This is a genomic window from Devosia lucknowensis, from assembly GCF_900177655.1.
GTDB lineage: Bacteria > Pseudomonadota > Alphaproteobacteria > Rhizobiales > Devosiaceae > Devosia > Devosia lucknowensis.
Genome location: NZ_FXWK01000001.1, coordinates 1299964 through 1323711, shown reverse-complemented (window position 1 = coordinate 1323711; position 23748 = coordinate 1299964). Strand labels below are relative to the sequence as shown.

The following is a 23748-nucleotide window of genomic DNA, read 5'->3' as shown; positions in this document are numbered from 1 at the left end:
GGGAAAGAGGAGAGAATTGATGAACCATCATTCCCACGTCATGGACCCGTTCAACCCGGCTGTCCCCGTGCAGACGTTCGATCAGATGAAGATCTCGATCGCGTCCCCCGAAAAGATCCTCAGCTGGTCCTACGGCGAGATCAAGAAGCCCGAGACCATCAACTACCGCACGTTCAAACCCGAGCGCGACGGCCTGTTCTGTGCGCGCATCTTCGGACCCGTGAAGGACTACGAGTGCCTGTGCGGCAAGTACAAGCGCATGAAGTTCAAGGGCGTCATCTGTGAAAAGTGCGGCGTTGAAGTCACCCTGAGCCGCGTCCGTCGCGAGCGCATGGGCCATATCGAGCTCGCCGCTCCCGTCGCTCATATCTGGTTCCTGAAGTCGCTGCCGAGCCGCATCGCCCTGCTGCTCGACATGACGCTCAAGGATATCGAGCGCATCCTCTACTTCGAGAACTACGTCGTTCTCGATCCGGGTCTGACGCCGTTCACCCAGAACGAGCTCCTGACCGAAGAGCAGTATCTCGACGCCCAGGACGAGTATGGTGCCGATACCTTCACCGCCAAGATCGGTGCCGAGGCTATCCGCGACATCCTGCTCAACCTCGATCTGGAAAAGATCGCGGCTGACCTGCGCGTGGAAATTGCAGAGTCCACAACGGAACTTAAGCCCAAGAAGCTCGCCAAGCGCTTGAAGATCGTCGAGCAGTTCATCGTGTCGGGCAACAAGCCCGAATGGATGATCATGACCGTCATTCCGGTGATCCCGCCGGAACTGCGTCCGCTCGTCCCGCTCGATGGTGGGCGCTTTGCCACGTCCGATCTCAACGACCTCTATCGTCGTGTGATCAACCGCAACAACCGCCTCAAGCGCCTGATCGAGCTGCGTGCGCCCGACATCATCATCCGCAACGAAAAGCGCATGCTGCAGGAAGCCGTGGACGCGCTGTTCGACAACGGCCGCCGCGGCCGCACCATCACCGGTGCGAACAAGCGTCCGCTCAAGTCGCTCAGCGACATGCTCAAGGGCAAGCAGGGCCGCTTCCGCCAGAACCTGCTCGGCAAGCGCGTCGACTATTCCGGCCGTTCGGTGATCACCGTGGGCCCGAACCTCAAGCTGCACCAGTGCGGCCTGCCCAAGAAGATGGCTCTCGAGCTCTTCAAGCCGTTCATCTACTCGCGTCTCGAAGCCAAGGGCTTCAGCTCGACGGTGAAGCAGGCCAAGAAGCTGGTCGAGAAGGAAAAGCCGGAAGTCTGGGATATCCTGGATGAAGTGATCCGCGAGCATCCGGTTCTGCTGAACCGCGCTCCGACGCTGCACCGTCTCGGCATCCAGGCCTTCGAGCCCATGCTGATCGAAGGCAAGGCAATCCGTCTGCACCCGCTCGTCTGCTCGGCCTTCAACGCCGACTTCGACGGCGACCAGATGGCCGTGCACGTCCCTCTGTCGCTCGAAGCGCAGCTGGAAGCACGCGTGCTCATGATGTCGACCAACAACATTCTGCACCCGGCAAATGGTCAGCCGATCATCGTGCCGTCGCAGGATATCGTGCTGGGCCTCTACTATCTCTCGCTTATGAACGAGGGTGAGCCGGGGCAGGGCATGGCATTCGGTTCCTATGCGGAACTCGAGCATGCGCTCGACACCAAGGTCGTCACTCTGCACACCAAGATCAAGGCTCGCGTTCCCGCCTGGGACGCAGACGGCAAGCAGACAACCGAGATCGTGGAAACGACCCCAGGCCGCATGCTGATCGGCCAGATCCTGCCGCTCAACCCGGCTGTGCCGTTCGCGACCGCGAACCAGCTGATGACCAAGAAGATGATCTCGAAGATGATCGACACCGTGTATCGCGGTTGCGGTCAGAAGGAGACGGTCATTTTCTGTGACCGCGTCATGCAGCTGGGCTTCAAGAACGCTTGTGACGCCGGCATCTCGTTCGGCAAGGACGACATGGTTATTCCTGCGTCCAAGTACACGATCGTGGAAGAGACCCGTAAGCTGGTCGAGGAATTCGAGCAGCAGTACAATGACGGCCTGATTACCCAGGGCGAAAAGTACAACAAGGTCGTCGACGCCTGGGCCAAGTGTGGTGACAAGGTCGCCGAAGAGATGATGGACGCTATCCGTACCGTCCAGGTCGACGCGGAAACCAAGCGCCAGAAGCCGATCAACTCGGTTTACATGATGAGCCACTCGGGTGCTCGCGGTTCGCCGGCCCAGATGAAGCAGCTTGCCGGTATGCGCGGCCTTATGGCCAAGCCGGACGGCTCGATCATCGAGACGCCGATCACCGCGAACTTCAAGGAAGGCCTCAACGTTCTCGAGTACTTCAACTCGACGCACGGCGCCCGCAAGGGTCTGGCCGACACCGCCTTGAAGACCGCGAACTCCGGTTACCTGACCCGTCGTCTCGTCGACGTGGCGCAGGACGCGATTATCGTCACCGAGGATTGCGGCACCGAACGCGGCCTGACCATGGAAGCCATCGTCGATGCCGGCCAGATCGTGGCTTCGCTCGGCCAGCGCATCCTGGGCCGTACCACTGCGGACGATGTGTTCCACCCGATTTCGGGTGATCTGATCGCTCCCAAGGGCACGCTGCTCGAGGAAAAGCATGTCGACGTGATCGAAGAGGCCCGTATCCAGTCGGTCCGCATTCGTTCGCCGCTGACCTGTGACATGCGCCAGGGCTGCTGCGCCGCCTGTTACGGCCGTGACCTTGCTCGCGGTACCCCGGTCAATATCGGTGAAGCTGTCGGCGTCATTGCCGCGCAGTCCATCGGTGAACCCGGTACCCAGCTCACCATGCGCACGTTCCACATCGGTGGCACGGCCCAGGTGGTCGACAGCTCGTTCCTGGAATCGGGCGCGGAAGGCAAGATCGAGGTCCGCAACTCCAACCTCGCAACCGTCGAGGGTGGCAAGCAGGTCGTCATGGCCCGTAACGTTGCTCTCGCGGTGGTCGATGCCGACGGCAAGGAACGCGTGGTTCACAAGGTGACCTACGGCTCCAAGCTCCTCGTCAAAGAAGGCGATATGGTCCGCCGTGGCCAGCGTCTGGCCGAATGGGATCCGTACACCCGTCCGATCCTGGCCGAAGTCGAAGGCGAGGTTCTGTTCGAGGATCTGGTCGACGGTGCCTCCGTTGCGGAAAACACCGACGAAGCGACCGGCTTCACCAAGCGCGTGGTCATCGACTGGCGCGGCAACCAGCGTGGTGAGGGCCTCAAGCCCGCCCTCGCCATTGCCCGCGGCGGTTCGGTCGCGAAGGTGGAACGTGGTGGCGACGCTCGCTACCTGCTCTCCGTCGACGCGGTTATCGCCGTCGAGCCGGGCGAGAAGGTGGCTCCGGGTGACGTCCTCGCACGTATTCCGTTGGAATCGGCCAAGACCAAGGACATCACCGGCGGTCTGCCGCGTGTGGCCGAACTGTTCGAAGCTCGTCGTCCGAAGGATCACGCCATCATCGCCGAGATCGATGGTACCATCCGCTTCGGTCGCGACTACAAGAACAAGCGCCGCGTCATTATCGAGCCGTCCGAGGACGGTGCAGATCCGGTCGAATACCTGATCCCGAAGGGCAAGCCTTTCCATCTCCAGGAAGGCGATGCGATCGAAAAGGGCGAATACATCCTGGACGGCAACCCTGCTCCGCACGACATCCTTGCCATCAAGGGCGTCGAGGAACTGGCGCGCTACCTCGTCAACGAGATCCAGGAAGTGTACCGCCTGCAGGGCGTGTTGATTAACGACAAGCACATCGAAGTGATCGTGCGCCAGATGCTGCAGAAGGTCGAAATCGTGGATCCGGGCGAGTCAGGCCTGCTCAAGGACGAGCAGCTCGACAAACTTGACTTCGACGAGCTCAACGACCAGCTGGTCGCGGAAGGCAAGAAGCCCGCTACGGCGAACCCGGTTCTCCTGGGCATCACCAAGGCGTCGCTGCAGACCCGTTCGTTCATCTCGGCGGCTTCCTTCCAGGAAACCACCCGCGTGCTGACCGAAGCTGCCGTGTCCGGCAAGGCCGACCTTCTTGAAGGCCTCAAGGAAAACGTCATCGTCGGCCGCCTTATCCCGGCCGGTACCGGTGCCGGCATCTCGCAGGCCAAGCAGATCGCATCCAAGCGCGACGATCTCATCCTTGAGGAACGTCGTCGTCAGGCCGAGACGGTGCAGATCGCCGCTCCGGCTGCCGAGTAAAGTCAGCCGACATCGCGAATTGGGGAAGGGGCCTTTGGGCCCCTTTCTTTTTGCCCAGTTGATCGTGGGCGCGGCCATACGTCTCTTTGATATTCGTGAGAGGAGCCGGCCATGCTCGCGTGCAAGAGATCGGACCAGCCTATGCGGTCAATTTCAGATAGTCGGTTAGTTCGCGTGCCGCGGCCGCTCCGGCGCGATTGGCGCCGATGGTCGATGCCGACGGTCCGTAGCCGACAAGATGTATGCGGGGGTCTTTCTCGACCTGTGTGGCGAGTCTTCCGGTCATGACAATGCCGCCGCTCTCTTCCCGAAGCCCGAGCGGCGCGAGGTGGTCGAGAGCGCTGCGAAAGCCGGTGCACCAAAGGATGACGTCGACTGCGCGTGTGCGGCCGTCATCCCAGCGCACCCCTTCGGGTGTGATCTCGGTGAACATGGGCAAGCGTTCGAGCACACCCCGCTCCCGCATGGATACGACTGTCGGAGTGACCGGAAGTCCCGTAACCGACACCACGGCGCGCGGCGGCAACCCGGCCCGTACCCGTTCTTCGACCAGCGCCACGGCCTGCCGCCCGGCATCTTCGTCGAACGGACCTTCCCGCCAGCGTGGCGGCGTGCGCGTGACCCAGGTCGTTCGGGTTACACGTGATATCTGGTCCAGAAGCTGGATCGCCGAAATGCCGCCGCCGACGATCAGCACGTGCTTGCCGACAAAATCCTGCGCACTCTTGAAGTCACGCGTATGGAGGGTGCGGCCCTGGAAAGTGTCCGCGCCGGGATAGGTCGGAATGTAGGGATTTTCCCAAGTGCCGGTTGCATTGATGATGCCGCGCGCGGAAAACAGGCCGCGGTCGGATTCCACGCGCAGCCGGTCACCCCGGTCGCAGACTACGCTGACCACGGCAGGCCGCAGCACTTTCAGATCGAAATGATCCTCGTAAGCCGCGAAGTAATGTGGCACTGCGACCGAGGCCTTCACAGTCTCGTCCTGACCGGCAAAGGCTGCAAAGCCGAGACCGGGCAAATCGTGCACCCGGTTGACGGTGCTGAGTGTCAGGGATGGCCATCGGAACTGCCATGCACCACCCGGATGAGGCGCCTGGTCGAGCACGACGAAATCCGTCCCTGGCGTCAGCCCAAGTTTCTTGAGGTGGTACGCGGAGCTCAGGCCGGCCTGACCGGCACCGATGACGACGATGTCGGTCTTGAGGGCGGCACGCAGGGCAGGGGATGACACGTCGAGAGCTCCGGATCGGTTTCGGAGCATAGGATATAAGACGTCCTGGTCGACCCGGCACGCATGGGTCGACCACTTTTTGCCCGGACTAGAACATCTGGTTGTTGTCGTTGGGTTGCGGCAGGGTCTTGCCGTCGGGCCGATCGAGAGCGTCAAGCTTTGCCACATCGTCGGCCGCGAGCGTGAAGTCCCAAACGTCGAAATTATCCTTGGCGCGTTCTGGCTTGCTGCTCTTGGGCAAGACAATGAGGTTCTGCTGCAGGTGCCAGCGGATCATCACCTGCGCTGGCGACTTGCCGTGCTTGTGACCGATCTCCCCGATGACAGGATTGTCGAGAAGCTTGGATTCCTTGCCACCCAGCGGGCTGTAGCATTCGATCTGGATATCGTTGTCGCGGTGGAACTCGCGGATATCGCGCTGTTGCCAGGCCGGATGCAGTTCGAGTTGGTTGACCGCGGGCACTACGCCGGTCTCGTCGATGATGCGGCTGAGGTGTTCCGGCAGAAAATTGGAGACGCCGATCGATTTTACCTTGCCGGCCTTCTGGGCTTCGACCAAGGCTTTCCAAGTCTGGGCATAAAGATCGTGCGCCGGAGCAGGCCAATGGATCAGGAAGAGATCCAGATAGTCGAGCTTCAGCCGCTCCAGGGACTCGTCCAGCGAATGCAGGGCCTTGTCATAGCCCTGATGGCTGTTGCGCAGCTTCGAGGTGATGAAAAGCCGGTCGCGTCCGACCGCGGATTGACGGATTGCCTTGCCGACGCCAGCCTCGTTCTCATACCCCTGGGCCGTGTCGATGTGCCTGTATCCGGCCTCGATCGCGGCGCCGACCACATGCGGAGCGTCGTCCGCATCCAGTCGCCAGACGCCAAAACCGAGCTGGGGTACGGCATTGCCGTCATTGAGAGGGATGGTTGGCTGATCGGTCATGGCATGTACCTCTTTTGAAACTCCTGCCCAACGATGGTAACAGCCAACTGGCTCCATCGAAGGCAACGCTCAATTGACCTTGGATCTCCCCAGCGAACGGATTTCCAACCATTCGTCCACTTTCCAGAAGGCCGCCCGCAGACGCGAACCCGCCGGAAACGCAAGGCTCTCCTTCGGATTTTTCACGAAAGAATCCTTGACGGGGCGAGTCTTCGGTTCTAAACAGCGCCTACCTTAGCGGTCGGTCGTGGTTGTCACACCGGGTCCCTGCCACCTAGCGCGGGAATCCAGGACGATCAAACACACTGTCGGGTAACTAGACGACGCAAATCCTTGTGCGCATGACTGCTGCCGAAAGGTGGGTGGTCCGCTGCAATTGGGGCGCTGCCGAATCCATTTGGATTTCGGGCATGCGCCGCTTTGGTTTGCTTGTGTAGACCGCACTGCGCGTCCCCACGGGGCGTGAATTTTGTACTGGAGCCTATCCCTGCGACGGGCTCCGAATTTTGGACGATGGAAAGAGCGCAATGCCCACCATTAATCAGCTGATCCGCAAGCCACGCGCCAGCAAGCCAAAGCGGAACAAGGTTCCGGCCATGGAAGCAAATCCGCAGAAGCGCGGCGTTTGCTCTCGTGTGTACACCACGACCCCGAAGAAGCCGAACTCGGCTCTGCGCAAGGTTGCCAAGGTTCGCCTGACCAACCAGCGTGAAGTGATTTCGTACATCCCGGGCGAAGGTCACAATCTGCAGGAGCACTCCGTTGTGCTCATCCGCGGCGGTCGCGTGCGCGATCTGCCGGGCGTTCGCTACCACGTGCTCCGCGGCGTCCTCGACACGCAGAGCGTGAAGGACCGCAAGCAGCGCCGGTCCAAGTATGGCGCGAAGCGTCCGAAGTAAGGAGATATTGAGCGATGTCCCGTCGTCACCGCGCCGAGAAGCGTGAAGTTATTCCTGATCCCAAGTTCGGCGATCTGGTCGTTTCCAAGTTCATGAATTCGCTCATGAAGGACGGCAAGAAGTCGGCTGCCGAGTCCATCGTCTATGGCGCTTTCGACATCGTCGAAACCAAGACCAAGCAGGACCCGATCACCGTTTTCCACGGCGCCCTGGACAATATCCGTCCGGCCGTTGAAGTCCGTTCGCGCCGCGTTGGTGGTGCGACCTATCAGGTTCCGGTTGAAGTCCGTGCCGACCGTCAGCAGGCTCTCGCCATTCGCTGGCTCATCGAATCCGCCCGCAAGCGCGGCGAGAACACCATGCGCGAACGCCTTTCGGGCGAGCTCATGGATGCGATGAACGGTCGTGGTCAGGCCGTCAAGAAGCGCGAAGATACGCACCGTATGGCTGACGCCAACCGTGCCTTCTCGCACTACCGCTGGTAGTAGGAGCGCCCCATGGCACGCGAATACCCGATTAATCTCTATCGTAACTTCGGCATCATGGCTCACATCGATGCTGGCAAGACGACCACGACCGAGCGTATCCTCTACTACACCGGCAAGTCCCACAAGATCGGCGAAGTCCACGACGGCGCCGCGACCATGGACTGGATGGAGCAGGAGCAGGAACGCGGCATCACCATTACGTCGGCCGCAACGACCACGTTCTGGAAGGACCGCAACGGTACCCAGCACCGCTTCAACATCATCGACACGCCCGGCCACGTGGACTTCACCATCGAAGTCGAACGTTCGCTCCGCGTGCTCGACGGTGCCGTCGCGCTGCTCGACGCCAATGCCGGCGTCGAACCGCAGACCGAAACCGTCTGGCGCCAGGCCGACAAGTATCACGTTCCGCGTCTCATCTTCGTCAACAAGATGGACAAGATCGGTGCCGACTTCTACCGCTGCGTGGAAATGGTTGGCACGCGTCTGGGCGCCAAGGGCGTTCCGGTCCAGCTGCCGATCGGCGCCGAGAACGAGTTCAAGGGCGTCGTCGACCTGATCGAAATGAACGCGATCGTCTGGCGCAACGAAGAGCTGGGCGCTCAGTGGGATGTCGTCGAGATCCCGGCCGACCTCAAGGACAGGGCCGCGAAGTATCGCGAAGCCATGATCGAGGCTGCCGTCGAGATGGACGATGCCGCCATGGAAGCCTATCTCGAAGGCGAAATGCCGAACAACGACACCATCCGTCGTCTGCTCCGCAAGGGCGTCATCGATGCCAAGTTCTTCCTGATCTTTGCCGGTTCGGCGTTCAAGAACAAGGGCGTGCAGCCCCTTCTGGACGGCGTGATCGACTTCCTGCCGTCGCCGGTTGACGTGCCCGCCATCCAGGGCATCGACGCCAAGACCGAAGAAGTCATCGAGCGTCATGCCGACGACAACGAGCCGCTTTCGATGCTGGCCTTCAAGATCGCCAACGACCCGCACATGGGCTCGCTGACTTTCTGCCGCATCTATTCGGGTCACCTCGAAGCCGGCGCACAGCTGGAAAACACCGTGAAGGGCAAGCGCGAACGCGTTGGCCGCATGTTCCAGATGCACGCCAACAGCCGCGAGCAGATCACGGAAGCCTATGCTGGCGACATCGTTGCCATCGTCGGTCTCAAGGACACCACCACTGGTGACACCCTGTGCCCGTCGAACTCGCAGGTTATCCTCGAGCGCATGATCTTCCCGGAACCGGTCATCGACATCTCCGTCGAGCCGAAGTCCAAGGCCGACCAGGAAAAGATGGGCCTCGCCCTCAACCGCCTGGCTGCCGAAGATCCGTCGTTCCGCGTTAAGACCGACGAAGAATCGGGCCAGACCATCATTTCGGGCATGGGTGAACTTCACCTCGACATCATCGTCGACCGCATGCGCCGCGAATTCAAGGTCGAAGCCAATATCGGTCAGCCGCAGGTTGCGTATCGCGAAACCATCACGCGCAAGACCGAGAAGGACTACACCCACAAGAAGCAGTCGGGTGGTTCGGGTCAGTTCGCCCGTATCAAGTTCACGGTCGAGCCGGGTGAAGTGGGCAAGGGCCTGCAGTTCAGCAACGCCATCGTTGGCGGTGCCGTGCCGAAGGAATACGTGCCCGGCGTTCAGAAGGGTCTGGAATCGGTCATGGGCGCGGGCCCGCTGATCGGCTTCCCGGTCGTGGACGTGAAGGTCACCCTGACCGACGGTGCCTACCACGACGTGGACTCCTCGGTGCTGGCATTCGAAATCGCAGCCCGCGCGGGTTTCCGCGAAGCTCTGCGTGAAGCCGGTCCGAAGATCCTCGAACCGATCATGAAGGTTGAAGTTACGACGCCAGATGAGTACATGGGCGACGTCATCGGTGATTTGAATTCCCGTCGCGGTCAGATCCAGGGCACTGAAAGCCGTGGTGTGGTCCAGGTCGTGAATGCATTTGTGCCGCTTGCCAACATGTTCGGCTACGTGAATTCGCTCCGGTCGATGAGCCAGGGTCGGGCCCAGTACTCGATGGTGATGGATCACTACGAGCAGGTTCCGCAGGCAGTCGCCGACGAAGTCCAGGCCAAATACGCCTAAAACAGCGCAAGCTACTAAACTCAACTGAATGTCGGCCTTTGCGCTGACGAATTTGGAGAAAAGCGATGGCGAAGGAAAAATTTGCCCGTAACAAGCCGCACTGTAACATCGGCACCATCGGTCACGTCGACCATGGCAAGACCTCGCTGACCGCAGCGATCACCAAGGTCCTGGCCGAGACCGGCGGCGCCACCTTCAAGGCGTATGACCAGATCGACGCCGCTCCCGAAGAGAAGGCCCGCGGCATCACCATCAACACCGCTCACGTCGAGTACGAGACGACCAACCGTCACTATGCTCACGTCGACTGCCCCGGCCACGCCGACTATGTGAAGAACATGATCACCGGTGCTGCCCAGATGGACGGCGCGATCCTGGTCGTGTCGGCTGCCGACGGCCCGATGCCCCAGACCCGTGAGCACATCCTGCTCGCCCGTCAGGTTGGCGTGCCGGCTCTGGTCGTGTTCCTGAACAAGTGCGACATGGTCGACGATCCGGAACTGCTCGAACTCGTCGAGCTCGAAGTCCGCGAACTGCTGTCCTCGTACGAATTCCCCGGCGACGATATCCCGATCATCAAGGGCTCGGCCCTCGTTGCTCTGGAAAATGGCGATCCGAAGCTCGGCCACGACGCCGTTCTCGAGCTGATGGCTGCCGTTGACTCGTACATTCCGCAGCCGGAACGTCCGATCGACCAGCCCTTCCTGCTCCCGATCGAAGACGTGTTCTCGATCTCGGGTCGTGGTACCGTGGTGACCGGTCGCGTTGAGCGCGGCATCGTCAAGGTTGGCGAAGAAGTCGAAATCGTCGGCATCAAGGCCACCCAGAAGACCACCGTCACCGGTGTCGAAATGTTCCGCAAGCTGCTCGACTCGGGTGAAGCTGGCGACAACATCGGCGCTCTGATCCGCGGTATCGATCGCACTCAGGTTGAGCGCGGCCAGGTTCTCTGCAAGCCCGGTTCCGTGACCCCGCACACCGACTTCGTTGCTGAGGCCTATATCCTCACCAAGGAAGAAGGCGGCCGTCACACTCCGTTCTTCGGCAACTACCGTCCGCAGTTCTACTTCCGCACCACCGACGTGACCGGCATCGTGACGCTGCCGGAAGGCACCGAGATGGTTATGCCGGGCGACAACATCAACATGAACGTTCAGCTCATCGTTCCGATCGCCATGGAAGAGAAGCTTCGCTTCGCTATCCGTGAAGGTGGCCGTACTGTCGGCGCCGGCGTCGTTGCGAAGATCCTGAAGTAAGCTTCTTCGAGACATTCGCGGCGCGCGGAGATACGCGCGCCGCGAACCTTTTAATTCAGGATTGTGAAGATGAACGGTCAGAATATCCGCATCCGCCTCAAGGCGTTTGACCACCGCGTGCTCGACACCTCGACCCGCGAGATCGTCAATACCGCCAAGCGTACGGGTGCCCAGGTTCGCGGTCCGATTCCGCTGCCGACCCGCATCGACAAGTTCACCGTCAACCGCTCTCCGCACATCGACAAGAAGTCGCGCGAGCAGTTTGAGATCCGGACCCACAAGCGTCTTCTGGACATCGTGGACCCGACTCCCCAGACGGTCGATGCACTCATGAAGCTCGATCTCGCCGCCGGCGTCGACGTCGAAATCAAGCTCTAAGACGACAAAGATATTCCGCGCCTGCCGCCAAAAGGGTCCTCTGAAACCATGACCCGGCAGAGCGCCAACAAGAAGGTAAAACCGATGCGTTCTGGATTGATCGCACAGAAGCTGGGGATGACCCGCATCTTCACAGAGGACGGCAACCACGTCCCCGTGACGGTGCTGAGCCTGCAGAATTGTCAGGTCGTGGGCCAGCGGACCGTCGAAAAGGACGGTTATGTCGCCCTGCAGCTGGGTGCCGGCCAGGCTAAGGCCAAGAATGTTTCCAAGGCAGAACGCGGCCAGTACGCTGTTGCCAAGGTCGAGCCCAAGCGTCACGTGGCAGAGTTCCGCGTGGATGCCGACAACCTCATCGAGGTTGGCGCTACGCTCAAGGCCGACCACTTCTCCGATGGTCAGCTGGTCGACGTGACCGGTACTTCCATTGGTAAGGGCTTCGCCGGTGGTATGAAGCGCTGGAACTTCGGTGGTCTGCGTGCCTCGCACGGTGTGTCCGTGTCGCACCGCTCGATCGGTTCTACCGGTGGCCGTCAGGACCCGGGCAAGACCTTCAAGAACAAGAAGATGCCGGGCCATATGGGCGATCGTCGCATCACCACGCAGAACGTCAAGGTCGTCAAGACCGATGTGGAGCGTGGCCTGATCATGATCCAGGGTTCGGTCCCGGGCGCCAAGGGCGCCTGGATCATGATCAAGGACGCCGTCAAGAAGCCGGCTCCCGCGAACGCTGCCTTCCCAGGCTCGTTCGAGGCCGCTGCTGCGGGAGAAGCGAAGTAAATGGAACTCAAGGTAACCACTCTCGACGGTAAGGCCGCCGGTACGGTCGATCTCAAGGACGACGTCTTCGGTCTCGAAGTCCGCCCTGACATCCTGCACCGCATGGTTCGCTACCAGCAGCTCAAGGCCATGGCCGGCACGCATGACGTGAAGAACCGGTCGGAAGGCGCGCTGACGGGCAAGAAGTTCAAGAAGCAGAAGGGCGGCGGCGCTCGTCACGGCGATCGCAAGGCTCCGCAGTTCCGTGGTGGTGGCCGTGCATTCGGTCCGACCCCGCGCAGCCATGCCATCGACCTTCCCAAGAAGGTTCGTGCTCTGGCGCTCAAGCATGCCCTGTCGTCCAAGGCAAAAGCCGGTTCGCTGATCGTCCTGGACAACGTGTCGCAGAAGGAAGCCAAGACGGCTGCTCTCCGCACCACGTTCGGCAAGCTGGAATGGGCTAGCGCCCTGATCATTGATGGTGCGACCGTCGACCAGAACTTCGCTCTGGCCGCCCGCAACATCCCGAACATCGACGTGCTGCCGATCCAGGGGATCAACGTTGTTTCGATCCTGAAGCGCGACAAGCTCGTCCTGACCAAGGCAGCGCTGGAAGCGCTCGAAGCGAGGTTCGCATGAACAAGCTTGCCGCTTACGACATCGTCCGTAACCCCGTCGTGACTGAAAAGTCGACGATGGCTTCGGAAGCAAACCAGGTCGTTTTCGACGTGGCGATCGATGCCAACAAGACCGAGATCAAGGCTGCCGTCGAGCAGCTGTTCTCGGTCAAGGTCAAGGCAGTGAACACCCTGGTCCGCAAGGGCAAGGTGAAGCGCTTCCGTGGCAAGGTTGGCGTTCGCAACGACGTCAAGAAGGCCATCGTGACCCTCGTCGACGGCCAGTCGATCGATATCTCGACCGGCCTCTAAGGGATAAGAGACAGCAAAATGGCTCTAAAGACTTACAACCCCACCTCCGAAGGCCGTCGTACCCTGATCACGACCGACCGCTCGGAACTGTGGAAGGGCGCCCCGGTCAAGGCTTTGACCGAAGGCCTCAGCAAGAAGGGCGGCCGTAACAATACCGGTCGCATCACCGCCTTCCATCGCGGCGGTGGTCACAAGCGCAGCTACCGTATGGTGGACTTCAAGCGCGTGAAGTTCGACGCCGTCGGGACCGTAGAACGTCTCGAATACGATCCGAACCGCACCGCCTGGATCGCGCTGATCAAGTATGAAGACGGCGAGCTGGCCTATATCGTGGCTCCGCAGCGTCTGGCCGCCGGCGACAAGGTCATCTCCTCGCTCAACGGCGCGGATGTGAAGCCCGGCAACGCCATGCCGCTCGAGCGCATGCCGGTCGGTACGATCGTGCACAACATCGAGCTCAAGCCCCGCAAGGGTGGCCAGGTGGCTCGTTCGGCTGGTGCCTATGCCCAGTATGTCGGTCGTGACTCCGGTTGGGCGATCCTTCGCCTCAACTCGGGCGAACAGCGCCGCGTGCATGGCACCTGCCTTGCCACCGTTGGCGCCGTGTCCAACCAGGACCATGCCAACACCTCGCTCGGCAAGGCCGGTCGCAACCGCTGGCTGGGCCGCAAGCCGGTCAACCGCGGTGTGACCATGAACCCGGTCGATCACCCGCATGGTGGTGGTGAAGGCCGTACTTCTGGTGGCCGTCACCCGGTTTCGCCGTGGGGCAAGCCGACCAAGGGCAAGCGTACGCGCAGCAACAAGGCTACGGACCAGTTCATCGTTCGCAGCCGTCACGTGAAGAAGGGCAGGTAAGACATGACCCGTTCGATTTGGAAGGGGCCGTTCGTCGACGGCTATCTGCTCAAGAAGGCCGAGAAGGCCCAGTCGTCTGGCCGCAACGATGTGGTCAAGATCTGGTCCCGTCGTTCGACCATTCTTCCGCAGTTCGTTGGTATCACCTTTGGTGTCCACAACGGTCAGAAGCACGTTCCGGTTTCCGTTACCGAGGACATGATCGGCCACAAGTTCGGTGAGTTCGCGCCGACCCGTACCTACTACGGTCACGCGGCCGACAAGAAGGCCAAGAGGAAGTAAGAGATGAGCAAGCCTAAGACTGAGCGCGCTCTCAAGGATAACGAGGCAAAGGCTGTGCTGCGCATGCTGCGCATCAGCCCTCAGAAGCTGAACCTCGTCGCGCAGTTGATCCGTGGCAAGAAGGTCGAGCGGGCTTTGGCCGATCTCGAATTCAGCCACAAGCGCATCTCCGGCCAGGTGAAGAAGGTGCTTGAGAGCGCCATCGCCAACGCCGAAAACAACCACGGCCTGGACACCGACGCCCTCGTCGTTGCCGAAGCCTATGTGGGCAATTCGCTTGTGATGAAGCGCTTCACCGCTCGCGGTCGCGGCAAGTCCGCCCGTATCGAGAAGCCATTCTCTCACCTGACGATTGTTGTCCGGCAAGTTGAGGAGGCCGCATAATGGGCCAGAAAATCAATCCAATCGGCTTCCGTCTGGGCATCAACCGGACCTGGGATAGCCGCTGGTTCGCCAACAAGGGCGAATATGGTTCGCTGCTTCAGGAAGACCTGAAGATCCGCACCATGCTGATGGAAGATCTGAAGGCCGCTGCGGTTTCCAAGATCGTCATCGAGCGTCCGCACCGCAAGTGCCGCGTGTCGATCCACACTGCCCGTCCGGGCATCGTGATCGGCAAGAAGGGCGCTGACATCGACAAGATCCGCGCCAAGGTGAAGAAGTTCACCGACAGCGAAGTGCACATCAACATCGTTGAAGTGCGCAAGCCGGAGACCGATGCAACTCTGGTTGCCCAGGGCATTGCCCAGCAGCTGGAACGCCGTGTGGCATTCCGTCGCGCCATGAAGCGTGCCGTTCAGACCGCAATCCGCATGGGCGCCGGTGGTATCCGCGTCAACGTCGGTGGTCGTCTCGGCGGTGCCGACATCGCTCGTACCGAGTGGTACCGCGAAGGCCGCGTGCCGCTGCACACCCTGCGTGCCGATATCGACTACGGTACTGCCGAAGCCGCAACCACTTACGGCATCATCGGTATCAAGGTCTGGGTGTTCAAGGGCGAAGTCCTCGAACATGATCCGTCGGCTCATGAGCGCCGCGCCACCGAAGGTGGTGAAGGCGGTCAGCGTACCGAGCGCGAACCGCGTCGTGAACGCGGCGACCGCGATCGCGAACGCGCATAAGAAGGTTAGTTCATTATGCTGCAACCAAAGAGAACTAAGTTCCGCAAGGCTCATAAGGGCCGCATCCATGGCCTGGCCAAGGGTGGTACCGATCTGGCTTTCGGCCAGTATGCTCTCAAGGCCACCGAGCCCGAGCGTGTTACCGCCCGCCAGATCGAGGCTGCCCGCCGTGCGATCACTCGCGAAATGAAGCGTCAGGGCCGCGTCTGGATCCGAATTTTCCCGGATCTTCCCGTTTCCAAGAAGCCGACCGAAGTCCGAATGGGTAAGGGTAAGGGCTCGGTGGAATACTGGGCAGCGCGCGTCAAGCCAGGCCGCATCGTTTTTGAGATTGACGGCGTACCCGAAGACGTTGCAAAGGAGGCCCTTCGCCTCGGAGCAATGAAGTTGCCGATCACCACGCGTATCGTAACGCGTATTGCCGACTAAGGAACACGAGCATGAAAGCCAGTGATGTGCGGGCCAAGACCGCAGACGAACTGAAAGATCAGCTCGTCGACCTGAAGAAAGAACAGTTCAACCTGCGTTTCCAGCGCGCTACCCAGCAGTTGGAAAAGCCGGCCCGGGTGAAGGAAGTCCGTCGCGATATCGCGCGGATCAAGACCGTCCTCGGCCAAAAGAACGCAGCTAAGTAAGGATTTACACCCATGCCAAAGCGCGTTTTGCAGGGGACTGTTGTCTCCGACGCCAATGACAAGACCATCGTGGTTCGTGTCGAGCGCCGTTTCACTCATCCGCTTCTGAAGAAGACCGTGCGTCGTTCCAAGAAGTACCACGCCCACGATGAAAATAATGTGGCGAAGGTCGGTCAGACCGTGTGGATCGAAGAAACTGCGCCGATCTCCAAGAACAAGCGCTGGGCGCTCGTTCCGTCCGCGTAAGAGAAACAATTCAGGTCGGCGCGCCGGATGACGGTGCAGCCGATAAACTAGAAGGCATCCAGTCATGATCCAGATGCAGTCCAACCTCGACGTCGCCGATAATTCCGGCGCCAAGCGAGTCATGTGCATCAAGGTGCTGGGCGGTTCGCATCGCAAGTACGCCTCGGTCGGCGACATCATCGTCGTTTCGGTCAAGGACGCTATTCCGCGCGGCCGCGTCAAAAAGGGCCAGGTGATGAAGGCCGTGGTGGTTCGCACCGCAACCGACATCCGCCGTCCCGATGGCACCGTCATCCGTTTCGACAAGAACGCCGCCGTTCTTCTGAACAATCAGAAGGAACCGATCGGCACCCGTATCTTCGGACCGGTTCCGCGCGAGCTCCGCGCCAAGAACCACATGAAGATTATCTCGCTTGCCCCAGAGGTGCTGTAATGGCCTCCAAGATTAAGAAGGGCGACAAGGTCGTCGTCCTGGCCGGCAAGGACAAGGGCAAGACCGGTCAGGTCCTGTCGGTCATCCCGTCCGAAACCAAGGCACTGGTCCAGGGTATCAACCTGGTGAAGCGCCACCAGAAGCAGACCGCTTCGAACGATGCCGGCATCTTCACCAAGGAAGCGCCGATCCATCTTTCCAACCTGGCGGTCGCCGACAAGGATGGCAAGGCCACCCGCGTCGGTTTCCAGATCAAGGACGGCGTGAAGACCCGCGTCGCCAAGACCACCGGAGATCAGATCGATGGCTGAGACCGCTTACGTTCCGCGTCTCCGGACCGAGTATGACAACACGATCAAGGCTGCACTGCGTGAGCAGTTCAACTACAAGAACGTCATGGAGCTGCCGCGCCTTGACAAGATCGTGCTGAACATGGGCGTCGGCGAAGCCGTCAACGACACCAAGAAGGTGAAGTCGGCTGCTGACGAACTGCAGAAGATCGCCGGCCAGAAGCCGGTCATCACCCATGCGCGCAAGTCGATCGCAGGCTTCAAGGTCCGCGAGAACATGCCGCTTGGCGTGAAGGTCACCCTGCGCAAGACCCGCATGTACGAATTCCTGGATCGCCTGGTGAATATCGCACTGCCGCGTGTCCGCGACTTCCGTGGCCTGAACCCGAACGCGTTCGATGGCAATGGCAACTATGCCATGGGCCTCAAGGAACACATCGTTTTCCCCGAAATCAACTACGATCAGATCGATCAGGTTTGGGGCATGGACATCGTGATCTGCACGACGGCCAAGAACGACGATGAAGCCCGCGCGCTTCTCAAGGCTTTCAACTTCCCGTTCCGCCAGTAAGCGGGCAGGGAAGGGATAAAGGATCAGGACATGGCTAAGACCAGCTCCATCGAAAAGAACAAGAAGCGCGCCGCTCTGGCCGAGCAGTACGCTGAAAAGCGCGCCGCCCTCAAGGCGACCATCAAGAACCAGGACACTCCCATTGAGGAGCGTTTCAAGGCCAGCCTCAAGCTGGCTGAACTCCCGCGTAACTCGGCCAAGATCCGCATTCGCAACCGTTGCGAAGTGTCGGGCCGCCCGCGTGGTTACTATCGCAAGCTCAAGATGAGCCGTATTGCCCTGCGTCAGCTGGGCAACCTGGGTCAGATCCCGGGTCTGGTGAAGTCGAGCTGGTAAGGAGAAACTAGAGATGAGCTTTTCCGATCCCATCGGCGATATGCTGACCCGCATCCGCAACGCTCAGGAGCGTCGCAAGAATACCGTTTCGACTCCGGCTTCGACCCTGCGTGGTCGGGTGCTGGACGTTCTCCAGTCCGAGGGTTTCATCCGCGGCTACTCGGAGACGAAGTTCGAGAACGGTGCCTCCGAATACGAGATCGAACTCAAGTATTCGGAAAATGAAGGCGTTATCCGCACGATCGAACGCGTTTCGCGTCCCGGCCGTCGCGTCTACGCTTCCGTCAAGAACATCCCGCAGGTTGCCAATGGCCTGGGTGTCTCGATCCTCTCCACCCCAAAGGGTGTGATGGCCGACCACGAAGCCAAGGCTGCCAATGTGGGTGGCGAGGTACTCTGCCGCGTCTTCTAAAGCCATTTGGCTTGGAGGATCGGCAAGACGATTACTCAAGGATAGAATATGTCACGTACTGGCAAGAAACCGGTGGCCCCGGTTAATGGCGTCACCGTTACGATCAATGGTCGCAACGTCTCCGCCAAGGGCCCGAAGGGCGAGCTCAAGCTCGACCTTATGGACATCGTCAATGTCGAACAGGGTTCGGACGGCATCGTCGTCACCCCTGCAAACGACACCCGTGAGGCTCGCGCTGCCTGGGGTACCACCCGCGCGCTGATTCAGAACATGGTCACTGGGGTGAGCGCCGGCTTTGAAAAGAAGCTCGCCATTCAGGGCGTGGGTTACCGCGCCGCCATGCAGGGCAAGGATGTCAAGCTGTCGCTCGGTTTCAGCCACGAAGTGGTGTATCAGGCTCCCCAGGGCATCACCCTGGCCGTTCCTGCCCCGACCGAAATCGTCGTGACCGGCATCGACAAGCAGCAGGTCGGTCAGGTCGCTGCGGAGATCCGCGGCTGGCGTCCCCCCGAGCCCTACAAGGGCAAGGGCGTGCGTTATGCCGGCGAGCAGGTCTTCCGCAAAGAAGGCAAGAAGAAGTAAGGAGCGCCACCGATGGCAATTTCTGCAAAAGGTGCGGAACGCCGCAAGGCTCGTGTCCGCAAGGCGCTCAAGGCTCGTGCCTTTGGTCGCGCCCGTCTCAGCGTGTTCCGCTCGGACAAGAATATCTATGCCCAGATCATCGACGACACGACCGGTCGTACTCTGGCTGCCGCTTCGACCCTCGAAAAGGACGTCCGCGGCTCCATCAAGAACGGCGGCAATGCCGAGGCGGCTTCGGCCGTTGGCAAGCTGATCGCCGAACGTGGTGTGAAGGCAGGCGTCGCCGAGGTCATCTTCGACCGCGGCTCCTACATCTATCATGGCCGTGTTAAGGCCCTTGCAGACGCTGCCCGTGAGGGCGGTCTGCAGTTCTAACAACGGCGAGGAAAGAACATTATGAGCAGAGACGTTCAAGAACGCGAAAGCGAGTTCGTCGATCGCCTGGTCCACATCAATCGTGTGGCCAAGGTTGTGAAGGGCGGCCGTCGCTTCGGTTTTGCCGCTCTCGTCGTTGTCGGTGACCAGAAGGGTCGCGTCGGTTTCGGTCACGGCAAGGCCCGTGAAGTTCCCGAGGCAATCCGCAAGGCCACCGAGCAGGCCAAGCGCCAGATGATCCGCGTGCCGCTGCGCGATGCCCGCACGCTTCACCACGATGTCACCGGCCGCCACGGCGCCGGCAAGGTCATCCTGCGTGCAGCCGTTCCGGGTACCGGTATCATCGCCGGTGGTCCGATGCGCGCCGTCTTCGAGACGCTGGGCATCAACGACATCGTCGCCAAGTCGCAGGGCACTGCGAACCCCTACAACATGGTTCGCGCCACGTTCGACGCTCTCAAGCGCGTCGACAGCCCCCGTTCGGTGGCTTCCCGTCGTGGCCTCAAGGTTTCCGAACTCCAGGCTCGCCGCGGCGAGACTGCAGTCGAAGCCTGATAGCGGGCTCCGGAGAGTAAAATGGCAAAGTCCAAAACCATCACCGTGCAGCAGATCGGTTCGCCGATCCGCCGCGAGAAGAGCCAGCGCGCGACCCTTATCGGTCTCGGGCTCAACAAGATGAACAAGCAGCGTGAGCTGATTGATACGCCCGAAGTTCGCGGCATGATCAACAAGATCCCGCACCTCGTCCGCGTCGTCGGCGAATAAAGGAAGGGCGGATCAATGACTCGTTTGAACGAACTTCGCGACAATCCCGGCGCCAACAAGACCCGCGTTCGCGTGGGCCGTGGTATCGGCTCGGGCGTCGGCAAGACCGGCGGCCGCGGCGGCAAGGGCCAGACGGCTCGCGCCGGTGTGGCAATCAACGGCTTCGAAGGCGGCCAGATGCCCCTTCACATGCGTATGCCGAAGCGTGGCTTCAACGCCTGGAACCCGAAGGACTTCAATGAAGTCCGTATCGATCGGATCCAGGCCTATATCGACAGTGGCAAGCTCGACGCCAAGGGTGTCATCGACGCTGCCGCCCTGGTTGCTGCCGGCGTCATCCGTCGTCCGCGTGACGGCGTCCGTCTGATCGGCGCCGAAGGCTTCTCGGCCAAGAAGGTTACCTTCAAGGTCGACTACGCCACCAAGGGCGCTGCTGCTGCTATCGAGGCTGCCGGCGGCAAGCTCGATCTGATCCCGGTCAAAGAGACCTGGAAGAAGACCCCCTACGCCGGCAAGTAATCTTGTCAATGCGCACCCGGTCCACGTACCGGGTGCGCCTTTTTGGTTTGTTGCGTCTGGCCGGCACATATCCCATATATGCGTCTCCAGCGCTCCGAGCGCACCTGGCATCTAAGCCGTAGGAGCGGTATATGGCGTCCGCAGCCGAACAGCTGGCACGTAATCTCAGTTTCTCGACCTTTTCGAAGGCCAAGGCCCTTCAGCAGCGCATCTGGTTCACTCTCGGAGCGCTGCTTGTTTATCGTTTGGGCACCTTCATCCCGGTCCCGGGCATCGATCCCGACGCTTTTCGCGCGACGTTCGAACAGTCGCAGCAGGGCATCATCGGCATGTTCAACATGTTTGCCGGTGGTGCTGTCGAGCGTATGGCGATCTTTGCGCTGAACCTAATTCCCTACATTACCGCCTCGATCGTGGTGCAGGTGGTCTCGACTGCATCGCCGCGTCTTGAAGCCCTCCGCAAGGAAGGTGGCGAGGCGGGACGTCGCAAGATCAACCAGTATACGCGCTATCTGGCCGTGGTTTTCTGCGCCATCCAGGCCTATGGCATTGCCGTCGGTCTCGAGGGCAGCCAGGGCGTTGTCCTGGATCCGGGTTGGTTCTTCCGTATCTCCACGGTGATCACCCTCGTGGGTGGCACGATGTTTCTGATGTGGCTTGGTGAGCAGATCACCGCTCGCGGCGTCGGCAACGGTATTTCGCTGATCATCTTCGCCGGCATCGTGGCGAACCTGCCCTCGACCGTCGCTCAGACGCTCGAGCTGGCCCGGACGGGAGCCATTCCGGCCTTTGCCGGCCTCGGCATGCTGCTGCTGGCTCTCGTGGTCATTGCGGTCATCGTGTTCTTCGAGCGCGCCCAGCGCCGGCTGCTGATCCAGTATCCGAAGCGCCAGGTCGGCAACAAGATGTTCCAGGGCGACACGTCGCATCTGCCGCTCAAGCTGAACACGTCGGGCGTCATTCCGGTCATCTTTGGTTCGTCGCTGCTGCTGCTTCCGGCCACCATTGCGTCCTTCGCGGCGCAGGGGAACGCTCCTGCGTGGCTGACCACGGTAACGGCACTGCTCGGTCGCGGTCAGCCGCTCTACCTGGCGCTTTTCGCGTTCTTCATTATCTTTTTCGCCTTCTTCTACACGGCGATCGTGTTCAATCCGACCGATACCGCAGACAATCTGAAGCGGTCCGGGGGCTTTATTCCGGGCATCCGTCCGGGTGAGCGGACCGCGCAGCATATCGACTACGTGCTGACGCGCATCACCGTGGTCGGTGCCATCTATCTGACGGTTGTGGCGCTGATCCCGGAAGTGTTGTTCAGCCAGCTGGCGGTCAGCCAGTTCATCGGCGGTACATCGCTGCTGATCATGGTGACCGTGACACTCGATACGATCACGCAGATCCAGAGCCATCTGGTGGCCCAGCAATATGAAGGGCTGCTGAAGAAATCCCGTCTTGGAGGAGGCAAGCGTCGATGAGGTTAATCCTGCTGGGGCCCCCGGGGGCGGGGAAGGGCACACAGGCAAAGATTCTGGTGGACGCCTACGGCATCCCGCAGCTTTCTACTGGTGACATCCTTCGTGCTGCCATTGCAGCCAAGACCCAGTTGGGTCTGGAGGCCAAGGCTATCGTCGATCGTGGAGACCTGGTCTCTGATGCGATCGTCAACGGGATCGTCTCCGAACGTCTAGATGCCGAAGACTGCAAGCCAGGGTTCATCCTCGACGGTTTCCCCCGGACCATCGCCCAGGCAGAGGCGCTGGACCAGATGCTGGCAGAAAAGGGTATTGCCCTCGATGCCGTCATTGAGATCAAGGCCGAGGCCGACGAGTTGGTGAAGCGCGTCATCAATAGGGCCAAGGAATCATCGGGTGGCGCTCGCGCCGACGACAACGAGGAAGTGCTGCGCAAGCGCCTCGGTGTCTATTCCGAGCAGACGGCTCCTCTGGTTGCCTACTACTCGGGCAGGGGCCTTCTAAAGCCAGTGGATGGCATGGCCCCGGTCGATGCCGTCACGGCGGCTATCAAGTCGTCGCTCGGCAAGTAAACAAGTGGCGGCATGGGCTGTTGACTCAGCCCGGCCTAGTCCTTAAAGAACCGCACCAGTCTCATGGATCATTGGGCTGGATTCGGTTTTCCCTTAGTTGGGGGTCGAAATCCGGTCCCTTGTTGTTTAAAGGCACCCGCCGCGATGGCGCGTGTGAATGAAGGAGAGCAGACGTGGCTCGTATTGCTGGCGTCAACATCCCGACGAATAAGCGCGTGGTGATCGCGCTGCAGTATATTCACGGGATCGGCGACAAGTTCGCCAAGGATATTACTGAGAAGGTCGGTATTCCGGCTGAGCGCCGCGTCAATGAGCTGACCGACGCCGAAGTGATCCAGATCCGCGAAACCATCGACCGCGACTACGTCGTGGAAGGTGATCTTCGCCGTAACGTTGCCATGAACATCAAGCGCTTGATGGACCTGGGCAACTATCGTGGCCTGCGTCACCGTCGTGGTCTTCCGGTCCGCGGTCAGCGCACGCACACCAATGCCCGCACCCGCAAGGGTCCGGCAAAGCCCATCGCTGGCAAGAAGAAGTAATTCTGTTCCCGCCAAGAGCGGGGCAGGTGTTTGAATGGATTTGGCGGGGCAGGGCATCTTGGTGGCTCATCAGAGTTGCCGAGAAGACCTGAACCGCTAAATCCGTGGTGGAGCTGCTGGCATTACGGCAGCGCCGATATCCTAGAGGATAAGAATGGCCAAGGCTGAAGTCGCACGCGTTCGTCGTAAGGAACGCAAGAATATCACTTCGGGCGTTGCACACGTGAACGCCTCCTTCAACAACACGATGATCACCATCGCCGACATGCAGGGCAACACGATTTCGTGGTCCTCGTCGGGTGTCATGGGTTTCAAGGGTTCGCGCAAGTCGACCCCGTATGCAGCCCAGGTTGCCGCCGAAGATGCGGCCAAGAAGGCGCAGGAACACGGCATGAAGACCCTCGAGGTTGAAGTTCGTGGTCCGGGTTCGGGCCGTGAGTCGGCTTTGCGTGCCCTGCAGGCCGCAGGCTTCAACGTCACCTCCATCCGTGACGTCACCTCGATCCCGCACAACGGTTGCCGTCCGCGCAAGCGTCGCCGCGTCTAACGAGACGAATGGTTC

At 60.6% G+C, this 23748-nt stretch carries 32 protein-coding genes; 30 read left to right on the top strand and 2 right to left on the bottom strand.

The annotated features are described in order from the left end of the window. The first annotated feature begins 19 nt into the window (after positions 1-19). Positions 20-4204, top strand: a complete 4185-nt coding sequence (rpoC, locus tag CCK88_RS06315) for a DNA-directed RNA polymerase subunit beta' (RefSeq protein WP_086469623.1) — start codon at positions 20-22, stop codon at positions 4202-4204. A 139-nt stretch (positions 4205-4343) separates the two neighbouring features. On the opposite strand, the gene CCK88_RS06310 is transcribed toward rpoC, so the two are convergent. Beyond that, positions 4344-5438, bottom strand: coding sequence for an NAD(P)-binding domain-containing protein (locus tag CCK88_RS06310; protein ID WP_244557441.1), 1095 nt, complete (start codon positions 5436-5438; stop codon positions 4344-4346). 88 nt (positions 5439-5526) lie between these two features. Next, the gene (locus tag CCK88_RS06305) at positions 5527-6369 is read right to left on the bottom strand and encodes an aldo/keto reductase (protein WP_086469621.1); all 843 of its coding nucleotides are present in this window, start codon (positions 6367-6369) and stop codon (positions 5527-5529) included. A gap of 527 nt (positions 6370-6896) precedes the next feature. Here CCK88_RS06305 and rpsL point away from each other — a divergent pair. From rpsL to rpsK, 29 genes are all read left to right on the top strand, one after another. After that, positions 6897-7268 carry a 30S ribosomal protein S12 gene (rpsL, locus tag CCK88_RS06300; RefSeq protein WP_035080811.1) on the top strand — a complete coding sequence of 124 codons (372 nt, stop codon included), beginning with the start codon at positions 6897-6899 and terminating at the stop codon, positions 7266-7268. Positions 7269-7282: 14 nt separating this feature from the next. Further along, positions 7283-7753: a 30S ribosomal protein S7 gene (gene rpsG / locus CCK88_RS06295; protein WP_086469620.1), complete on the top strand. Its 471-nt coding sequence runs from the start codon at positions 7283-7285 to the stop codon at positions 7751-7753. Between the two features lie 12 nt (positions 7754-7765). Next, entirely contained in the window at positions 7766-9856 is a 2091-nt protein-coding gene (gene fusA, locus CCK88_RS06290) for an elongation factor G (protein ID WP_086469619.1), read from the top strand. 65 nt (positions 9857-9921) lie between these two features. After that, the gene (gene tuf / locus CCK88_RS06285) at positions 9922-11112 is read left to right on the top strand and encodes an elongation factor Tu (protein ID WP_086469618.1); all 1191 of its coding nucleotides are present in this window, start codon (positions 9922-9924) and stop codon (positions 11110-11112) included. A 69-nt stretch (positions 11113-11181) separates the two neighbouring features. Further along, positions 11182-11490, top strand: coding sequence for a 30S ribosomal protein S10 (gene rpsJ, locus CCK88_RS06280; protein WP_056308271.1), 309 nt, complete (start codon positions 11182-11184; stop codon positions 11488-11490). 84 nt (positions 11491-11574) lie between these two features. Continuing rightward, entirely contained in the window at positions 11575-12270 is a 696-nt protein-coding gene (rplC, locus tag CCK88_RS06275) for a 50S ribosomal protein L3 (protein WP_086470844.1), read from the top strand. Continuing rightward, positions 12271-12888, top strand: coding sequence for a 50S ribosomal protein L4 (gene rplD, locus CCK88_RS06270; protein WP_086469617.1), 618 nt, complete (start codon positions 12271-12273; stop codon positions 12886-12888). It abuts the gene before it with no gap. Further along, positions 12885-13178: a 50S ribosomal protein L23 gene (locus CCK88_RS06265; protein ID WP_086469616.1), complete on the top strand. Its 294-nt coding sequence runs from the start codon at positions 12885-12887 to the stop codon at positions 13176-13178. Before rplD ends, CCK88_RS06265 begins: the two co-directional genes overlap by 4 nt. 18 nt (positions 13179-13196) lie before the next feature. Then, positions 13197-14036 (top strand): 50S ribosomal protein L2, encoded by an 840-nt coding sequence (gene rplB, locus CCK88_RS06260; protein WP_086469615.1) that lies wholly within the window; start codon positions 13197-13199, stop codon positions 14034-14036. Positions 14037-14039: 3 nt separating this feature from the next. Then, positions 14040-14318 (top strand): 30S ribosomal protein S19, encoded by a 279-nt coding sequence (gene rpsS / locus CCK88_RS06255; RefSeq protein ID WP_086469614.1) that lies wholly within the window; start codon positions 14040-14042, stop codon positions 14316-14318. Between the two features lie 3 nt (positions 14319-14321). Beyond that, positions 14322-14702: a 50S ribosomal protein L22 gene (gene rplV / locus CCK88_RS06250; RefSeq protein WP_086469613.1), complete on the top strand. Its 381-nt coding sequence runs from the start codon at positions 14322-14324 to the stop codon at positions 14700-14702. Then, positions 14702-15439: a 30S ribosomal protein S3 gene (rpsC, locus tag CCK88_RS06245; protein WP_086469612.1), complete on the top strand. Its 738-nt coding sequence runs from the start codon at positions 14702-14704 to the stop codon at positions 15437-15439. The genes rplV and rpsC overlap by 1 nt, the downstream gene beginning before the upstream one ends. 15 nt (positions 15440-15454) lie before the next feature. Continuing rightward, positions 15455-15868: a 50S ribosomal protein L16 gene (gene rplP / locus CCK88_RS06240; RefSeq protein WP_046104453.1), complete on the top strand. Its 414-nt coding sequence runs from the start codon at positions 15455-15457 to the stop codon at positions 15866-15868. Between the two features lie 11 nt (positions 15869-15879). Then, the gene (gene rpmC / locus CCK88_RS06235; RefSeq protein ID WP_086469611.1) at positions 15880-16074 is read left to right on the top strand and encodes a 50S ribosomal protein L29; all 195 of its coding nucleotides are present in this window, start codon (positions 15880-15882) and stop codon (positions 16072-16074) included. 12 nt (positions 16075-16086) lie between these two features. After that, a complete protein-coding gene (gene rpsQ, locus CCK88_RS06230; RefSeq protein ID WP_046104451.1) occupies positions 16087-16320 on the top strand; it encodes a 30S ribosomal protein S17 in 234 nt (77 codons plus the stop codon). A 64-nt stretch (positions 16321-16384) separates the two neighbouring features. Continuing rightward, the gene (rplN, locus tag CCK88_RS06225; protein WP_086469610.1) at positions 16385-16753 is read left to right on the top strand and encodes a 50S ribosomal protein L14; all 369 of its coding nucleotides are present in this window, start codon (positions 16385-16387) and stop codon (positions 16751-16753) included. Next, the gene (gene rplX, locus CCK88_RS06220; protein ID WP_086469609.1) at positions 16753-17064 is read left to right on the top strand and encodes a 50S ribosomal protein L24; all 312 of its coding nucleotides are present in this window, start codon (positions 16753-16755) and stop codon (positions 17062-17064) included. The genes rplN and rplX overlap by 1 nt, the downstream gene beginning before the upstream one ends. After that, positions 17057-17614 (top strand): 50S ribosomal protein L5, encoded by a 558-nt coding sequence (rplE, locus tag CCK88_RS06215; protein WP_086469608.1) that lies wholly within the window; start codon positions 17057-17059, stop codon positions 17612-17614. The genes rplX and rplE overlap by 8 nt, the downstream gene beginning before the upstream one ends. Positions 17615-17644: 30 nt before the next feature. Further along, positions 17645-17950 carry a 30S ribosomal protein S14 gene (rpsN, locus tag CCK88_RS06210; RefSeq protein WP_086469607.1) on the top strand — a complete coding sequence of 102 codons (306 nt, stop codon included), beginning with the start codon at positions 17645-17647 and terminating at the stop codon, positions 17948-17950. Between the two features lie 13 nt (positions 17951-17963). Continuing rightward, positions 17964-18362 (top strand): 30S ribosomal protein S8, encoded by a 399-nt coding sequence (gene rpsH / locus CCK88_RS06205; protein ID WP_086469606.1) that lies wholly within the window; start codon positions 17964-17966, stop codon positions 18360-18362. A 48-nt stretch (positions 18363-18410) separates the two neighbouring features. Continuing rightward, positions 18411-18944, top strand: coding sequence for a 50S ribosomal protein L6 (gene rplF / locus CCK88_RS06200; RefSeq protein ID WP_086469605.1), 534 nt, complete (start codon positions 18411-18413; stop codon positions 18942-18944). Positions 18945-18956: 12 nt separating this feature from the next. Next, on the top strand, positions 18957-19319 hold the full coding sequence (gene rplR / locus CCK88_RS06195; protein ID WP_086469604.1) for a 50S ribosomal protein L18: 363 nt from the start codon (positions 18957-18959) through the stop codon (positions 19317-19319). Positions 19320-19340: 21 nt separating this feature from the next. Further along, the gene (gene rpsE, locus CCK88_RS06190) at positions 19341-19874 is read left to right on the top strand and encodes a 30S ribosomal protein S5 (RefSeq protein ID WP_086469603.1); all 534 of its coding nucleotides are present in this window, start codon (positions 19341-19343) and stop codon (positions 19872-19874) included. A 21-nt stretch (positions 19875-19895) separates the two neighbouring features. Continuing rightward, on the top strand, positions 19896-20084 hold the full coding sequence (gene rpmD / locus CCK88_RS06185) for a 50S ribosomal protein L30 (protein WP_086469602.1): 189 nt from the start codon (positions 19896-19898) through the stop codon (positions 20082-20084). Positions 20085-20099: 15 nt separating this feature from the next. Continuing rightward, on the top strand, positions 20100-20603 hold the full coding sequence (rplO, locus tag CCK88_RS06180) for a 50S ribosomal protein L15 (protein ID WP_086469601.1): 504 nt from the start codon (positions 20100-20102) through the stop codon (positions 20601-20603). Positions 20604-20734: 131 nt separating this feature from the next. Next, positions 20735-22075, top strand: coding sequence for a preprotein translocase subunit SecY (gene secY / locus CCK88_RS06175; protein ID WP_086469600.1), 1341 nt, complete (start codon positions 20735-20737; stop codon positions 22073-22075). Further along, positions 22072-22644, top strand: a complete 573-nt coding sequence (locus CCK88_RS06170) for an adenylate kinase (RefSeq protein WP_086469599.1) — start codon at positions 22072-22074, stop codon at positions 22642-22644. The genes secY and CCK88_RS06170 overlap by 4 nt, the downstream gene beginning before the upstream one ends. 173 nt (positions 22645-22817) lie before the next feature. Continuing rightward, the gene (gene rpsM / locus CCK88_RS06165) at positions 22818-23186 is read left to right on the top strand and encodes a 30S ribosomal protein S13 (protein WP_046104438.1); all 369 of its coding nucleotides are present in this window, start codon (positions 22818-22820) and stop codon (positions 23184-23186) included. A gap of 154 nt (positions 23187-23340) precedes the next feature. Next, entirely contained in the window at positions 23341-23733 is a 393-nt protein-coding gene (rpsK, locus tag CCK88_RS06160; RefSeq protein WP_086469598.1) for a 30S ribosomal protein S11, read from the top strand. Positions 23734-23748 lie beyond the last annotated feature (15 nt).